Annotated in this window: 17 protein-coding genes; 12 read left to right on the top strand and 5 right to left on the bottom strand. The window is 70.7% G+C overall.

Going from position 1 to position 13,875, the window contains the following annotated elements:
- Genes AC07OY_RS14400 through AC07OY_RS14390 form a run of 3 tightly spaced genes read left to right on the top strand, consistent with a single transcriptional unit; the run spans window position 1 to window position 1,849 of the window.
- Window positions 1-546, top strand: coding sequence for a hypothetical protein (locus tag AC07OY_RS14400; protein ID WP_495043282.1), 546 nt, complete (start codon window positions 1-3; stop codon window positions 544-546).
- Window positions 500-1,423, top strand: a complete 924-nt coding sequence (epsC, locus tag AC07OY_RS14395; protein WP_495043281.1) for a serine O-acetyltransferase EpsC — start codon at window positions 500-502, stop codon at window positions 1,421-1,423. Before AC07OY_RS14400 ends, epsC begins: the two co-directional genes overlap by 47 nt.
- A gap of 36 nt (window positions 1,424-1,459) precedes the next feature.
- Window positions 1,460-1,849, top strand: a complete 390-nt coding sequence (locus tag AC07OY_RS14390) for a YybH family protein (RefSeq protein ID WP_495043280.1) — start codon at window positions 1,460-1,462, stop codon at window positions 1,847-1,849.
- On the opposite strand, the gene AC07OY_RS14385 is transcribed toward AC07OY_RS14390, so the two are convergent.
- Entirely contained in the window at window positions 1,846-3,072 is a 1,227-nt protein-coding gene (locus AC07OY_RS14385) for a potassium/proton antiporter (protein ID WP_495043279.1), read from the bottom strand. The genes AC07OY_RS14390 and AC07OY_RS14385 overlap by 4 nt on opposite strands.
- A gap of 3 nt (window positions 3,073-3,075) precedes the next feature.
- Window positions 3,076-4,233 (bottom strand): mechanosensitive ion channel family protein, encoded by a 1,158-nt coding sequence (locus AC07OY_RS14380; protein WP_495043278.1) that lies wholly within the window; start codon window positions 4,231-4,233, stop codon window positions 3,076-3,078.
- A 185-nt stretch (window positions 4,234-4,418) separates the two neighbouring features.
- On the opposite strand from AC07OY_RS14380, the gene AC07OY_RS14375 reads away from it, so the two are divergent.
- From AC07OY_RS14375 to AC07OY_RS14335, 9 genes are all read left to right on the top strand, one after another.
- A complete protein-coding gene (locus AC07OY_RS14375) occupies window positions 4,419-4,724 on the top strand; it encodes a DUF2789 domain-containing protein (protein ID WP_495043277.1) in 306 nt (101 codons plus the stop codon).
- Entirely contained in the window at window positions 4,721-5,692 is a 972-nt protein-coding gene (locus tag AC07OY_RS14370; protein ID WP_495043276.1) for an extracellular catalytic domain type 1 short-chain-length polyhydroxyalkanoate depolymerase, read from the top strand. Before AC07OY_RS14375 ends, AC07OY_RS14370 begins: the two co-directional genes overlap by 4 nt.
- A gap of 40 nt (window positions 5,693-5,732) precedes the next feature.
- Window positions 5,733-6,059, top strand: a complete 327-nt coding sequence (locus AC07OY_RS14365) for an ArsR/SmtB family transcription factor (protein WP_495043275.1) — start codon at window positions 5,733-5,735, stop codon at window positions 6,057-6,059.
- A gap of 7 nt (window positions 6,060-6,066) precedes the next feature.
- A complete protein-coding gene (locus AC07OY_RS14360) occupies window positions 6,067-6,579 on the top strand; it encodes an arsenate reductase ArsC (RefSeq protein ID WP_495043274.1) in 513 nt (170 codons plus the stop codon).
- Window positions 6,580-6,583: 4 nt separating this feature from the next.
- Window positions 6,584-7,270, top strand: a complete 687-nt coding sequence (locus AC07OY_RS14355) for an aquaporin (RefSeq protein WP_495043273.1) — start codon at window positions 6,584-6,586, stop codon at window positions 7,268-7,270.
- Window positions 7,271-7,380: 110 nt separating this feature from the next.
- A complete protein-coding gene (locus AC07OY_RS14350; RefSeq protein ID WP_495043272.1) occupies window positions 7,381-7,878 on the top strand; it encodes a MarR family winged helix-turn-helix transcriptional regulator in 498 nt (165 codons plus the stop codon).
- A complete protein-coding gene (gene arsN2, locus AC07OY_RS14345) occupies window positions 7,869-9,737 on the top strand; it encodes an arsenic resistance N-acetyltransferase ArsN2 (protein ID WP_495043271.1) in 1,869 nt (622 codons plus the stop codon). The genes AC07OY_RS14350 and arsN2 overlap by 10 nt, the downstream gene beginning before the upstream one ends.
- Window positions 9,738-9,739: 2 nt before the next feature.
- Window positions 9,740-10,927, top strand: a complete 1,188-nt coding sequence (locus AC07OY_RS14340) for an MFS transporter (protein ID WP_495043270.1) — start codon at window positions 9,740-9,742, stop codon at window positions 10,925-10,927.
- Window positions 10,924-11,460 (top strand): arsinothricin resistance N-acetyltransferase ArsN1 family B, encoded by a 537-nt coding sequence (locus AC07OY_RS14335; RefSeq protein WP_495043269.1) that lies wholly within the window; start codon window positions 10,924-10,926, stop codon window positions 11,458-11,460. The genes AC07OY_RS14340 and AC07OY_RS14335 overlap by 4 nt, the downstream gene beginning before the upstream one ends.
- Here AC07OY_RS14335 and AC07OY_RS14330 read toward each other — a convergent pair.
- The 3 genes from AC07OY_RS14330 to AC07OY_RS14320 are packed head-to-tail and all read right to left on the bottom strand — an operon-like array spanning window position 11,444 to window position 13,715.
- Entirely contained in the window at window positions 11,444-12,970 is a 1,527-nt protein-coding gene (locus AC07OY_RS14330; RefSeq protein ID WP_495043268.1) for a tryptophan halogenase family protein, read from the bottom strand. The genes AC07OY_RS14335 and AC07OY_RS14330 overlap by 17 nt on opposite strands.
- Window positions 12,967-13,467, bottom strand: a complete 501-nt coding sequence (locus AC07OY_RS14325) for a PIN domain-containing protein (RefSeq protein ID WP_495043267.1) — start codon at window positions 13,465-13,467, stop codon at window positions 12,967-12,969. The genes AC07OY_RS14330 and AC07OY_RS14325 overlap by 4 nt, the downstream gene beginning before the upstream one ends.
- Complete coding sequence (locus AC07OY_RS14320; RefSeq protein WP_495043266.1) at window positions 13,467-13,715, bottom strand: type II toxin-antitoxin system Phd/YefM family antitoxin; 249 nt, start codon at window positions 13,713-13,715, stop codon at window positions 13,467-13,469. Before AC07OY_RS14320 ends, AC07OY_RS14325 begins: the two co-directional genes overlap by 1 nt.
- Window positions 13,716-13,875 lie beyond the last annotated feature (160 nt).

The following is a 13,875-nucleotide window of genomic DNA, read 5'->3' as shown; positions in this document are numbered from 1 at the left end:
ATGGCCAGCCTGTGGCCCTGGCTGATGGTGGCGCTGGCGGGTGCGCTGCACGGCCTCAATCCCGCCACCGGCTGGGGCCTGGTGGCGTGCTCGAGCCATGCCGGCCGCGCCCTGCTGGCGGTGTCGCTGGGCCATGCGGCGGCGGTCGGCGGTGTCGCGCTGCTGGTCGCCCTCGGCCTGTCGACCGGCGGCACGCCCCTGCAATGGGCTTGCGCGGCGCTGCTGCTGGTCGCGCTCTGGCTGCGCCGCCGCCGCTGCGGCCTGGCGCTGTGGTCCTGTCTGGTGGCCAGCGCCCATGGCAGCGGGCTGATGCTGGTGCCGGCCCTCGTGCCGCTGTGCCTGAGCGCGTCGCCCGCGCGCGAGATCACGGCCTCAGGCTCGCTCGTGCTGGCACTGGCCGCCGTGGCGGTGCATCTGGCGGCCATGATGGCCGTGACGGCGGTGCTGGCTCTCGGCGGAAGGGCCCTCTGGCGGAAGTGGATTTCTATACTTGGAACCCATGAGCCCAGCCCCCGCCCCCACGTCGACACCCGCGCCTGGCGATGAACTGACCGCCGTCGTCGAGGCCCTGCGCGGCGCACGCAGGCAATGGCGCGAGGCCCACCGCCGCGGCGGCGACGGCCGCGAGCTGCCGTCGCGCGAACTGCTGGCGGCCATGGTGCAGTGCCTGTCGGGCGCCCTCTTCCCGATGCGCCTGGGCCCGCCGACGCTGCAGCCCGAGAACGAAGACTTCTACGTCGGCCACACCCTGGGCACGGCGATGGCGACGCTGCGCCAGCAGGCCGCGCTCGAGCTGCGCCATGACGCGCGCCAACGCGGCGACGATACGCCCGGCCAGGACGCCGCCGAGCTGGCCACCCGCTTCCTGCGCACCCTGCCCGGCGTGCGCGTGCTGCTGGACAGCGACGTGCTCGCCGCCTACCAGGGCGACCCGGCCGCGCGCAGCGTCGACGAGGTGCTGCTGTGCTACCCGGGCCTGCGCGCCCTCATCAGCCATCGCCTGGCCCATGAGCTCTACAAGCTCGGCCTGCCGCTGATCGCCCGCGTCATCGCCGAGCTGGCCCATGCCGACACCGGCATCGACATCCACCCCGGCGCCACCATCGGCAGCGGCTGCTTCATCGACCACGGCACCGGCGTCGTCATCGGCGAGACCGCCATCCTGGGGGAGCGCGTGCGCATCTACCAGAACGTCACGCTGGGGGCCAAGAGCTTCCCCACCGACGGCGACGGCAACCTCGTCAAGGGCCAGCCGCGCCACCCCATCGTCGAGGACGAGGCCGTCATCTATGCCGGCGCCACCGTGCTGGGCCGCGTCACCATCGGCCGCGGCGCCGTCATCGGCGGCAATGTCTGGCTGACGCGCAGCGTCGCCCCCGGCGCCCTCGTCACCCAGGCGGACTCGCTGGCCGGCACAACCTGATACAGCGGCTGCCGTCGGGCGCGGTAAGGTCGGTGAATGAACGATGAACAAGCCATCCGCGACCTGGTTGCGACGTGGATGGACGCGACGCGCGCCGGCGATGTCGCTACCGTGCTGGGCCTGATGACGGCCGACGCCGTCTTCCTGACCCCAGGTCGCGCCCCCATGACCCGCACCGATTTCGGCAAGGCCGCCGAAGCCCAGACCCGCGGCCGGGCGCCGCGCATCGACGCGCACAGCGAGATCCTGGAGATCCAGCTGATGGGCGACTGGGCCTTCATGCGCAGCCGCCTCAGCGTGACCGCCACGCCGCCCGATGGCTCGCCGGCGACCCGCCGCGACGGCCACACGCTGACGCTGCTGCGCAAGGACGAGGGCCGCTGGCGGCTGGCGCGCGACGCCAACCTGCTGATGCCGGCGCCCTAGTCCTTCGATCTGTCCAGGCCCAGGCGGCGCGCCAGCGGTGCCAGCGTCGGCCCCTGCACCAGCAGGGACAGCAGCACGACGACGAAGGCCACGTCGAAGAAGCGCCAGCCGTCCGGCAGGCCGGCCAGCACCGGGTAGGTGGCCAGCACGATGGGCACGGCGCCGCGCAGGCCCGACCAGGCCACGAAGCACTGCTGGCGCCAGCCAAAGCCCAGCGGCGCCAGGCACAGCATGACGGCGGCCGGCCGGGCGATGAACATCAGGCCGGCCGCCACTCCCAGGGCGGGGACGATGAGGCGCCAGACCTCGTGGGGCGTGACCAGCAGGCCCAGCAGCAGGAACAGCACCGCCTGGGCCAGCCAGGTGTAGCCGTTCAGCCCCGGCAGGCTCAGCACGGCGACGCGCTCGGCGCGGTGGCGCACCAGCAGTCCGGCCAGATAGACGGCCAGGAAGCCCGAGCCGCCGCAGCGGTTGGTGGCGGCGAAGAGCAGGAATGCCAGGGCCATCATCAGCAGGGCCGCCAGGCCGTCGTGGTCGTCGGTGATGGGCAGGCGCGCCACCCACCAGGCGGCCAGCAGGCCACCGGCCAAGCCCAGCACCAGGCCCAGGCCGAGCTGCTCGGCCAGCAGGCGCAGCAGGTCGCCCACGCCGGCCACCTCGGTGCCGCCGGCCAGCGGCGTCAGCCAGGCGATGAGCCCGAGCGTCAGCACCATGGCCATGGGGTCGTTCATGGCCGACTCCACCTCGATGGTGGCGGCCAGGCGCGGCTCCAGCTTCAGGCGGCTGGCGCTGAACTGCGCGAACACCGCGGAGGCATCGGTCGCCGCCACGGCGGCGCCCAGCAGCAGGCCCTCGATCCAGCGCATGCCCAGCAGCCCATGGGCGATGCCCGCGACCAGCAGGGCCGTGACCGCCACGCCCACGGTGGCCAGCAGGCTGGCCGGCAGCATGCCGCGGCGCACGTCGTCCCAGCGCGTGCGCAGGCCGCCGTCGAAGAGGATGAGCGCCAGGGCCAGGTTGCCGACGTTGACGGCGAGCCAATGGTTGTCGAAGGGAACGCCCAGCGGCCCGTCCACGCCCGCCAGCATGCCCACGCCCATGAAGACCAGCAGGTGCGACAGGCCGAAGCGGTGGGTGTAGAGGGCGCCGGCGATGGCCACCAGCACCAGCAGGGCGGCCGCCGCCGTCAGCAGCTCGGCACCGGCGGCGACGCTGTGCAGCACGGATCAACCCGCGGCTGCGGGCACGATGTCGGGCGCATCCGGCGCGGCGCCCTTTCGTTGCGGCGCGGTGCGCGCCGGGGCCGCGTCGGCCTGGGCCTGCAGGCCGACGACGTTGACGGTGTTGCTCGTGAAGGCGAGGCGGATGCCGCGCTGCTCCAGTTCGCGCATCAGGGCCAGGTTCAGCATCTGCTGGTGGTCCATGTAGACGTCGTAGCTGGGGTCGTTGACGCGGTAGACCACCTCGAAGTTCAGCGAGCTCTCGCCAAAGCCCTTGAAGTGGGCGCGCACGAGTTCGAGCTTGGGGTCGGCCTCGATGAGGGTCTTGACCAGGGGCGGCACGGCAGCGGCATCGTCGGCCGAGGCGTCGGCCGTGATGCCGAAGTTGAAGGCCACGCGGCGCGTCTGCAGGCGCTTGAAGTTGGCCACCGTGCGCTTGAGCAGTTCGGCGTTGGACATGACGATCTGCTCGCCGCCCAGGCTGCGGATGCGCGTCGTCTTCAGGCCCACGCGCTCCACCGTGCCGGTGACGTCGCCGACGGTGATGGAGTCGCCCACCTCGAAGGGCTTGTCCACGGCGATGGCGAGGGACGCGAACAGGTCGCTGAGGATGTTCTGCACGGCAAGCGCCAGCGCAATGCCGCCGATGCCGAGCGAGGCGACGAAGGCCGTGATGTTGACGCCGAGGTTGGACAGCACGGCCAGCACCACGACGACCCACAGCGCGCCGCGCAGGCCCCAGCTCAGCAGCGTGGCCGAGGCCGACAGCGCCGCGGTGCCGCCATGCTTCTTCTGCTGGGCGCTCAGCACCTGGGCCACGGCCTGCTGGGCCCACAGGCCGAGCTGCAGGGCCACGACGGCAAACCACAGCTGGGACACGCGGTCATGCCAGCGATCCTCCAGCGGCAGCATGTTGAGACCCACCAGCAGACCGACGATCCAGATCAGCGCGCCATTGGTGCGCTCCAGCACGCTGACGAGTCCGTCGTCCAGCGAGCTGCTGGTGCGCTGGGACAGCCTGCGCAGCCTTTGCACGACAAAGCGCAGGCCCAGCTTGATGACGAGGATGGTCAGGGCGCCGGCCAGCAGGGCCGGCAGGACTTCGGTCCAGCCCACGTCGGGCCAGGCGGCTTGCACTCTTTCGATGAAATCGTTCCAGGTCATCACGACCTCCAGCAGTCTTCAATCCCACGACCGTAGGCGCGCAGGCGCCGCCCGTCTGTCAGCGGGTGGCAGCGGGGTCTGTGGGCCTCGGCTGACAGGCGACGCGACGGGGTGTCGGCTGACACCACGCGACGGCGGCGCCATCTAAGTTCTGCACACCACCGACCGCCCGTGAGAGGAGCGCCATGGACACCACCACCCACCACGACATGCCCGCCTTGTTCAGCCAGCTCGGCCTGCCGGATTCGCCGGCCGAGATCCGGCAGTTCATCCGCCGCCATCGTCCGCTGCCGCAGACGCTGAACCTGTCCGAGGCGCCCTTCTGGACGCCCAGCCAGGTGGCCTTCATCCGCGAGCAATGGCATGCCGACGATGGCGACTGGTGCGTGCAGATCGACCAGCTGAACGCCGCGCTGCGCGAGCATCCAGACCCGTCCGAGCTGGAGCAGGTCGACTGCTCACAAGACCCCGATCACCCCGAATGCCGATGAAGTCACCGTCCTGGTCGGCGCTGCTGAACCGCAACGCCGACCTGTTCCGGCAGGCCACCCAGCCGCTGCGTGAGCGCCACCGGCCGCCGGCCGGCGCGGGCAGCTGGCTGATGGGGCTGGTGATGGCCGCCGACGGCCCGCGCCGCTACTACCTGTTCCGGCCCGCCGGCGTGCGCTTCGGCGAGCGCCTGCCCCTGCTCGTCATGCTGCATGGCTGCCACCAGGACGCCAAGAGCTTCGCGGCCAGCACGCGCATGAATGCCGTCGCGACGCGCGAGCGCTTTCTCGTGCTCTATCCCGAGCAGCCGCGGCTGTGCAATGCCCAGGGCTGCTGGAACTGGTTCGACACCCAGTCGGGTCGCGCCTTCAACGAGGCGGCCTGGATCATGAAGGCCATCGACCAGGTCTGCATGCTGTACGCGGCCGACCGCGAGCGCACCGCCGTGGCCGGGCTGTCGGCCGGCGCCAGCATGGCGGCCCTGCTGGCCACGCGCTACCCGCGGCGCTTCAAGGCCCTGGTCATGCATTCCGGGGTGCCGCCCGGCGCGGCGAAGTCCCCGGTATCGGCCGTGGTCGCCATGCAAGGGCGGCGCCAACCGCTGCTGCGCGCGGTGGGCGAGGATTGGCCGCCGCTGATGGTCATCCATGGCGAGGCGGACGGCGTCGTGTCGGCGCGCAACGCCGGCGCGGCGGCGCTGATGTGGTCGGAGGCGGCGGGCGCCCGCGAAGGCGAGCCGCAGGCCCAGAAGCGCGGCGCGCGCTACCCGATGACGGTGACCCACTTCAAGCGCGCCAGCCAGCTGGTCGCAACGCTGGTGCAGGTCGACCGCCTGGGCCACGCCTGGAGTGGCGGCGCGGCGCGCCAGCGCTTCAGCGACGCCAAGGGGCCGGATGCCTCGCGCATGGTCTGGCGCTTCGTGGCGCGGCAGTTCGAGAACCCGCAGCCACGACTCCGCCCGCCCGGGTGAGTGCTTGCGCTTCGATCTATGATTCGATAATAATGGAATCATGGATGAACAAGCCGTCGTCAAAGCCCTGGCCGCCCTGGCCCAGCCCATGCGCCTGCAGGTGTTCCGCGCCCTCGTCGTCGTCGGCGACGCGGGCCTGACGCCCGGCGCCATGCAGGAAGGCCTGGGCGTGGCGCCGGCCACGCTGTCCTTCCACCTGAAGGAGCTGGTCAACGCCGGCCTGGTGACGCAGGAGCGCGCCAGCCGCAACCTGATCTACCGCGCCCACTACACGCAGATGAACGCACTGCTGGGCTATCTGACCGAGAACTGCTGCCAGGGCGCCGCCTGCGCCGTGCCCGGTGCCGCCAACACCTCCTGCTGCTGAGCGCACCATGACCGTCCACGTCCTCATCCTCTGCACCCACAACTCCGCCCGCAGCGTCCTCGGCGAGGGCATGCTCAACCACTGGGCCGGCAAGCTCGGCAAGGACGTGCAGGCCCACAGTGCCGGCAGCGCGCCCAGCGGCCGCATCAACCCCTTCGCCGTCGAAGCGCTGCAGAACGCGGGCGTCGATACCAGCGGCTGCTACAGCAAGAGCTGGGACCGGTTCAGCCAGGACGGCGCGCCGCCGCTGTCCATCGTCATCACCGTCTGCGACAGCGCGGCGGCCGAGCAATGCCCGGTGTTCTTCGGCGCCGGTGAACAAGGGGGCCAACCCGTCAAGATGCACTGGGGCTATCCGGACCCCTCCAATGCCGAAGGCGGCGACGAAGGCAAGCGGCGCGCCTTCGAGCTGACACGCCAGGCCATCGGCTATCGCATGCTGCAGTTGCTGCAGCTGCCCCTGGCCACGATGGGCAAGGCCGAGCTGCAGCAGGCCCTGGCCGACATTGCCAAGAGCTGACGCGATGAAGCCCTCTCGCAAGCTCCTCGCCGAGCTGCTCGGCACGGCCCTGCTGCTGACCGTGGTCATCGGCTCCGGCGTCATGGCGGAGCGCCTGTCCGGCGGCAATGTCGCCATCGCGCTGCTGGCCAACACGCTGGCGACGGTGGGTGGCCTCTACATCCTCATCGAGGTCTTCGGCCCCATCAGCGGCGCCCACTTCAACCCTGCCGTCAGCGCCGTCATGGCCTGGCGTGGCGAGCTGCCGGTGGCCGCGCTGCTGCCCTATGTCGCCGTGCAGCTCATCGGCGCCATGCTGGGCGCCTGGCTGGCGCATGCGATGTTCGACATGAGCATCCTGCAGTTCTCGACCCAGCTGCGCAGCGGCAGCGGCCAGTGGAGCGCCGAGGGTGTGGCGACCTTCGGCCTGCTGCTGGTCATCCTGCGCGCGCCGGCCGGCCGGGCCTCGGCCATGGTGGCGGCCTATATCGGCGCCGCCTACTGGTTCACCGCATCCACGTCGTTCGCCAACCCCGCAGCCGTCTTCGGCCGCATGTTCAGCGACAGCTTTGCCGGCATCGCGCCCCCCAGTGCGCCCGGCTTTGTCGCGGCCGAGCTGGTCGGTGCGGCGCTGGCCGTGGCCGTGGATCGCGCGCTGGCGGACCGCCGGCCCTCGCCCCGCCAAGCGGCTTCAACGACAACAGCCACCTGACACCCGGACCTGCGGGGCTGCGGCCCCGCTTCTTCAACCCAGATAGTTGCTATTGACAACCAGAGCGGCCACCGAGATCATGCGCCCAGATAGTTGCTATACACATCCAAATGACCGAATCCAGCGCCGGCAGCCTGCTGCGCGAAGTCGCCCGCATGTACACCCGCGCCCAGCGCGTCGTGGCCGACTGCTGCCGCACCACCAGCACGCAGTGCCATCTGCTGACCGAACTGGGCCGCTCCGGGCCGCTGCCGCTGTCGGAGCTGGGCACGCGGGTCAGCCTGGAGAAGAGCTGGGTGTCGCGTGCCGTGGAGGCCATGGCAGCCCGTGGGCTGGTGAGCAAGGAGCCGAACCCGCAAGACGCAAGGAGCTGGCTCGTCACGCTCACCGCCGACGGCGAACGCACCGTCGCTGAGCTGAACAAGACCCTCGATGAGCACGCCGAGACGCTGCTGGCCTCCTTGAGCCCGCGCCAACGCGATGCCGTCGAAACCTCATTGCTGACCCTCCTGAAGGCCTTGCGCGAAGACCCGGCCGCCACCTGCTGCCTGCCGCCCTCGACTGAAAGCTTGAAGGAGCCCACCCAGGACTCCAAACCATGTTGCTGAACTCTTCCATGGCGCTGCGCCAAGCCGGCGCGGCCGACTGGCCCGCCGTTGAATCCCTGCTGCTGGCCAACAAGCTGCCGACCGAAGGCGCCCAGGCGCATCTGCCCACCTATCTGCTGGCCATCAGCAATGGCGAGGTCGTCGGCTGTGCCGGCGCCGAGGTCTATGGCAGCGTCGCGCTGTTGCGCTCGGTGGCGGTTGCGCCCGGCTTGCACAAGCAAGGCATTGGCCGGCTGCTCGTCGAGCGGCTGCTGCACGAGGCCCGCTCGCGCGACATCGCGGCCCTCTATCTGCTGACGGTCACCGCACCGGAATACTTCGCGCAGTACGGCTTCAAGCGCATGAAGATCGAGGACGTGCCGCCCGCGCTCAAGGCCTCGGCCGAGTTCCAGGGCGCCTGCCCGGCCTGCGCCGCGCTGATGGCACTGACGCTGCGCGAAACACCGGTCGCCGATGCCGGCTTGCCCGTGGCCGTGCTCGGTGCGGGCCCTGTGGGCTTGGCCGCCGTGGCCCAGCTCGTCGAGCGCGGTCTGCCCTTCGTCGCGCTGGAGGCCGGGACGCAGGTCGGCGCCAATCTGCGCGACTACGGCCATGTGCAGCTCTTCTCGCCCTGGCAATACGACGTGGACCACGCCATGGCGCGCTTGCTGGCGCCGACCACTTGGACGGCGCCGCCCGCGGCCGAGTTGCCGCGTGCCGGTGAGGTCGCGGACCGCGTGCTGCAACCCTTCGCCGCGCTGCCGCAGGTCGCACCGTTCATCAAGCTGGGCGCCCGCGTGCTGGCGGTGAGCCGCGAGGGCTTGGACAAGGTCAAGAGCGCCGGCCGCGACAAGGCGGCCTTCCTCGTCCGCTTCGAGCAGCACGGCGAGGTGCAGGAGCTGCGCGCCCGCGCCGTCATCGACGCGACGGGCACCTGGAACCAGCCCAATCCCGTCGGCGCCAACGGCCTGCAGGCCATTGGCGAGGCCGAAGCGCGCGACCGCATCTTCTATGGCATCCCCGACGTGGCCGGCGCTTTGCGCAACCGCTACGAAGGCAAGCGCACGCTGGTCGTCGGGGCTGGACATTCCGCTGCCAACGCGCTGCTGGCCCTGGCCGAACTGGCGAAGCAATCGCCCGGCACGCAACTGGCATGGGCCGTCCGCTCCCCCGCCCTGCAGCGCGTGTTCGGAGGTGGCGATGCCGATGCATTGCCGGCCCGTGGGGCCCTGGGCGCCTCGCTGCGCCGGCTGCGCAATGGTGGCGCCCTGGAGTTCTTCGGCGGCCTGCGCATCACGCGCATCGAGCGCACCGGCGAGCAATTGCGCGTGCACGGCCTGGACGCGAAGCAGCAGCCCGTCATCGCCGAAGGCATGGACGAGATCGTCTGCGCGACCGGCCAGCGGCCCGATCTGTCCCTCGCCAGCGAGCTGCGGCTGAAGCTCGATCCCTGGCTGGAGTCCAACGAGGCGCTGGGCCCGTTGATCGACCCCAATCTGCACAGCTGCGGCACGGTGCGCCCGCATGGCCACCGCGAGCTCGCCCATCCCGAGCCTGGCTTCTACACCGTCGGCGTGAAGAGTTATGGCCGCGCGCCGACCTTCCTGATGGCCACGGGCTTCGAACAGGCTCGCTCCGTTGTTGCGGCCATCGCGGGTGACCTGGCGGCGGCGGATCGCGTCGAGCTGGAGTTGCCGCAGACGGGTGTCTGCTCGGTCAGTCCGCCAGCCGAAGGCGCAGCCACCGGCTGCTGCGGACCGGCGCCCGAAGCTGTGGCCCTTGCGGCCGCTGAAGTCCCGCCCAAGCGCGGCTGCGGGCCCAGCAGCTGCGGGCCGAAGCCGGCGCCCGAGGCGGTGGCGGCCAAGCGCTGCTGCGGCTGACGATGCCCGCCAGCCGCACGCGCGTCGTTGCCTCGCTGGGCACCGCCCAGACCCTGGCCTGGGCCTCGTCCTACTACCTGCCGGCCCTGCTGGCGCGACCGATGGCGGCCGAGCTGGGCGTGGACGAGCCCACCGTGTTCGCGGCCTTCTCGATAGCCCTGGTCGTGTCGGCCCTGGTGGGGCCGCACTCGGGCCGGCGCATCGACCGCTGGGGTGGCCGGCCGGTGCTGATGGCGACGAGCGGCCTGTTCGCCGTCGGCCTGGCGGCCATGGCGCTGGCCGGCGGGCCGGTCGGCCTGTTCGTGGCCTGGCTGGTGATGGGCGTGGCCATGGGCAGCGGCCTGTACGAGGCGGCCTTCGCTTCGCTGGTGCGCCTGTACGGCCAGGACTCGCGCAGCGCGATCACCGGCATCACGCTGATTGCGGGCTTTGCGAGCACGGTGGGCTGGCCGCTGACGGCGGCACTGGAGCAGGCCTGGGGCTGGCGCGGCGCCTGCTGGGCCTGGGCGGGTTTGCATCTCCTCATCGGCCTGCCGTTGAATGCCTGGCTGCCGCGTGCCTCGGTTCCCGCCACCGCGCAAGGAGCCGAAGCGGCCGCGGGCGAACAGCGCAAGCCGCCGGCAATGACGGCGGCGCTGCTGGCCTGGGTGTTCGCGGTGAGCTGGTTCATCAGCACCGCGATGGCGGCTCACCTGCCGCGGCTGCTTGCGGAGGTGGGTGCGGCCTCCACGGCGGTCATCCTGGTCAGCGTCCTCGTCGGCCCCGCCCAGGTCGCCGGCCGGCTGATGGAGTTTGGCTTGCTGCGCCATCTGCATCCGCTGCATTCGGCCCGCGCGGCGGCGCTGATGCATCCCCTGGGCGCGGCGCTGCTGGCCGTGCTGGGCGCCCCGGCCGTGGCCGCCTTCGCGCTGCTGCATGGGGCGGGCAACGGCATCCTGACCATCGCCAAGGGCACGCTGCCGCTGGCGCTGTTCGGTGCCCAGGGCTACGGCCAGCGGCAAGGCCTGCTGGTGCTGCCGGCGCGCCTGGCGCAAGCGCTGTCGCCCTGGCTGTTCGGCCTGCTGCTGGCGCAGTTCGGCACCCGCGTGCTGTGGTTGTCCGCGGCGCTGGCCCTCAGCGGCCTCGCGGCTTTGCTGCTGATCCGCGTGCCCGCGCGCTCCGTCTCAAAACCCACCGAGGATTCACCTTGAAGATCCGCACCGCCAAGCCCGACGACGCCGCAGATGTCGCCGCCATCTATGGCCCCATCGTGCAGCACACGGCGATCTCCTTCGAGACCGAGCCGCCCGACGCGGCCGAGATGCGCTCGCGCATCGAGAAGACCCTGGCCAGCCTGCCCTGGCTCGTGGCCGAGGACGCAAGCGGCGCTGTCTGCGGCTATGCCTATGCGAGCAAGCACCGCGAACGCGCGGCCTACCAGTGGTCAGTGGACACGACGGTCTATGTGCGAGAGGACGCACGCGGCCAGGGCGTGGGCCGGGCGCTGTACGGCCGGCTGCTTCCGCTGCTGGCCGAGCTGGGCTATTTCCAGGCCTTTGCCGGCGTCGCCCTGCCCAACGCGGGCAGCGTCGGCCTGCACGAGTCCGTCGGCTTCGAGGCGCTGGGCGTCTACCGCCATGTCGGCTTCAAGCACGGCGAGTGGCGCGATGTGGGCTGGTGGCAGAAGAGCCTGCGGCCGCTGGACACGCCCTCGCCACTTCAGGCGTTCAGCGGCCTGAATTGATCTGCTGGATCAGCGCCCGGTGGCTCGGGAGGTCGGCGATGGCGCGGTCGGCAAAGCGCTGGATCTTGGCGAACAGCTTGCTCGCCTCCTCGATCTGCGGGAAGTCGTCGCGGCCGGCACTGAGGTCGGTGGCGAAGCCCATGCCGTAGAGGATGTACTGGTAGTTGAAGAAGGCGAAGGTCTCGGTGTCGAGCACGAAGTCGAAGCGGCCCGGCGGGCGCAGCTTCCATTCCTCCAGCAGGCCGGCGAGGCGGTCGGGGATGGTCGAGGCCACGGCGTTGTCGCGCCAGAAGGGCTCCTCGCGCCGGCTGACGCAGTAGTGCAGCTTCAGGAAGTTGATGATGTTGTCGAAGCGGGCCGTCATCAGCTCGTTGAAGCGCCGCGCCGGCGCATGGATGGGGCCACTGTGCGGCAGCATCTCCGCGATCATGCCGACGGCCGCCTCGATGAGCACGAGGCCCGTGGCCTCCAGCGGCTCCAGGAAGCCGGCTGACAAGCCCACTGCGACGCAATTCTTGACCCACTGCTGCTCGCGATAGCCGGGCGTGAAGGGAATGCTGCGCATCCCCAGGTCTTCCTGGCCGGCGCCGCAGTAGGCGCGCAGGATGTCGGCGGCGCGGTCGTCGCTGAGGTGGTCGCTGGAGTAGACGCAGCCGATGCCGCGCGCGCCGTTCAGGCCGATCTCCCACAGCCAGCCGGCCTCGTGGGCGGTGGCGATGGTGGAACTCTCCAAGACCGCATTGGCATCCAGCGGCAGCTTGCAGGCCAGGGCGCGGTCGGCGAAGAGCTGGTGGCGCACGGACTTGACGCTCGTGCCCAGGGCCCGGCCGATGAGCTCGGCGCGAAAACCCGTGCAGTCGAGGTAGAGCTCAGCGTCGAAGCGCCCCTGGGCAGTGTCGAGATGCGAGATGGCGCCGTTGGCGTCCAGCACGACATCGGTCACCGTGCCTTGGACATGGCGCACGCCCAGCTCGAGGGCGCGGGCGGACAGCAGCTTGGCGAGCTTCAGCGCGTCGAAGTGATAGGCGTAGTTCAGCGGCGCCGCATAGGGCGCCTCGCCGGCGCGCTTGGGCGCGCGGTGCGCCTCGGCCACGCGCACCTGCAGCGTCATGGCCTCGGCGAAGGGCATGCGCCCGGCCTCTTCCTGCAGCAGCCAGTAGGGCACGAGGTTGAGGTCCTCGGCATAGAAGGGCGCCTCGAAGGGATGGAAGAACTGCTGCTGCCGGCCGCCCCTGGGCGTCTGGGCCCAGTCCACGAAGCGGATGCCCTGCTTCAGCGTGGCCGAGGTCTCGCGGATGAAGCGGGCCTCGTCGATGCCGAGGAACTGCAGCGTGCTGCGGATGGTGGGGAAGGTGCCCTCGCCGACACCGACGCTGCTGATGTCGGGCGACTCCAGCACGGTCACTTCAAGATGGCTGCGCTCGGACAGCTTCAGGGCCTTGGCCAGGTAGGCGGCGGTCAACCAGCCTGCGGTGCCGCCGCCCACGATGAGGATGCGTCGCTTGTTCATGCTCTCGTATAGAGGTTCTTCAGCCACTGGTGGCCGGTCTGCTGTGCGCCGTGGCTCCAGTCTTCGTCCTCCTCGCTGGGCTGGGCGACATAGCCGGAGGGGTTGAGCAGCTTGACGCGGCCGACGCGGAAGGCCGAGACGCGGTGGGTCACGAAGGTCAGGCCATGTTCCAGCGCCGTGGCGGCGAGCAGGCCGTCGCGGGTGTTGGCATAGGGCAGTTGGGCGCGGCGGCGCACGACGGCCGCATCCACCGGCAACACGCGGCCTTCGAAGGCCGGCAGCACCCGGTTGTCGATCCAGTCCCGCACGACCAGGCCGGCGGCGCGGTCCTTGCGGCCCAGGCGGGCGGCGGCGTTCTCGATCTCCAGCAGGTTCAGCGCCGAGATGAAGAGCTTCTGGCGCGGCAGGCCGGCGGCCCAGGCCGCCAGGCCGGCGTCGGACTGGTCGGCCTTGGCCTTGCGCAGCTCCAGCACGATGCCCGTATCCAGCAGGAACATCAGAGGTTCTCCCGGTGATCCCAGGCGCCGTCGGCCGCGGCATCGGCCGCGTCGATGGCCACGCTCTCGGGCATGGCCAGCAGCTCCAAGATGCTTTCGCCCTCCCCCGTCAGGCGGCGGTACTCGCCGATGCTCATCAAGACATGGGTGGGCTGGCCGCGGTCGGTGATCAGCACCGGCTCGACCTGGGCGGCCCGCTTGGCGAGGCTGACATCCCGGTTGAACTCGCGGCTGGTGAGGAGCTTCATCGTGCCTGGAATGTACCTACGTACCTTCAACTCCGCAATCGGGATGTAGGTACATAGGCTCTGAGCTGCTCGACCCAATGGACATCAGAAACCCGGCTGGCAAAGTGTTTCCAGCAGTGAATGCGCTTTCACAGAAAACGGCAGACAACGCTGTACAAAA

The organism is Roseateles sp. GW821-FHT09H10, from assembly GCF_059415865.1.
The sequence above is the reverse complement of the archived record's forward strand: the minus strand, read 5'-3'. Positions and strand labels throughout refer to the sequence as shown.

Bases quoted from the DNA above. Each gene is read 5' to 3' on its own strand.
- AC07OY_RS14400 (WP_495043282.1), top strand. From the start codon at position 1: ATGGCCAGCCTGTGGCCCTGGCTGATGGTGGCGCTGGCGGGTGCGCTG.
- epsC (WP_495043281.1), top strand. From the start codon at position 500: ATGAGCCCAGCCCCCGCCCCCACGTCGACACCCGCGCCTGGCGATGAA.
- AC07OY_RS14390 (WP_495043280.1), top strand. From the start codon at position 1,460: ATGAACGATGAACAAGCCATCCGCGACCTGGTTGCGACGTGGATGGAC.
- AC07OY_RS14380 (WP_495043278.1), bottom strand. From the start codon at position 4,233: ATGACCTGGAACGATTTCATCGAAAGAGTGCAAGCCGCCTGGCCCGAC.
- AC07OY_RS14375 (WP_495043277.1), top strand. From the start codon at position 4,419: ATGGACACCACCACCCACCACGACATGCCCGCCTTGTTCAGCCAGCTC.
- AC07OY_RS14370 (WP_495043276.1), top strand. From the start codon at position 4,721: ATGAAGTCACCGTCCTGGTCGGCGCTGCTGAACCGCAACGCCGACCTG.
- AC07OY_RS14365 (WP_495043275.1), top strand. From the start codon at position 5,733: ATGGATGAACAAGCCGTCGTCAAAGCCCTGGCCGCCCTGGCCCAGCCC.
- AC07OY_RS14360 (WP_495043274.1), top strand. From the start codon at position 6,067: ATGACCGTCCACGTCCTCATCCTCTGCACCCACAACTCCGCCCGCAGC.
- AC07OY_RS14355 (WP_495043273.1), top strand. From the start codon at position 6,584: ATGAAGCCCTCTCGCAAGCTCCTCGCCGAGCTGCTCGGCACGGCCCTG.
- AC07OY_RS14350 (WP_495043272.1), top strand. From the start codon at position 7,381: ATGACCGAATCCAGCGCCGGCAGCCTGCTGCGCGAAGTCGCCCGCATG.
- arsN2 (WP_495043271.1), top strand. From the start codon at position 7,869: ATGTTGCTGAACTCTTCCATGGCGCTGCGCCAAGCCGGCGCGGCCGAC.
- AC07OY_RS14340 (WP_495043270.1), top strand. From the start codon at position 9,740: ATGCCCGCCAGCCGCACGCGCGTCGTTGCCTCGCTGGGCACCGCCCAG.
- AC07OY_RS14330 (WP_495043268.1), bottom strand. From the start codon at position 12,970: ATGAACAAGCGACGCATCCTCATCGTGGGCGGCGGCACCGCAGGCTGG.
- AC07OY_RS14325 (WP_495043267.1), bottom strand. From the start codon at position 13,467: ATGTTCCTGCTGGATACGGGCATCGTGCTGGAGCTGCGCAAGGCCAAG.
- AC07OY_RS14320 (WP_495043266.1), bottom strand. From the start codon at position 13,715: ATGAAGCTCCTCACCAGCCGCGAGTTCAACCGGGATGTCAGCCTCGCC.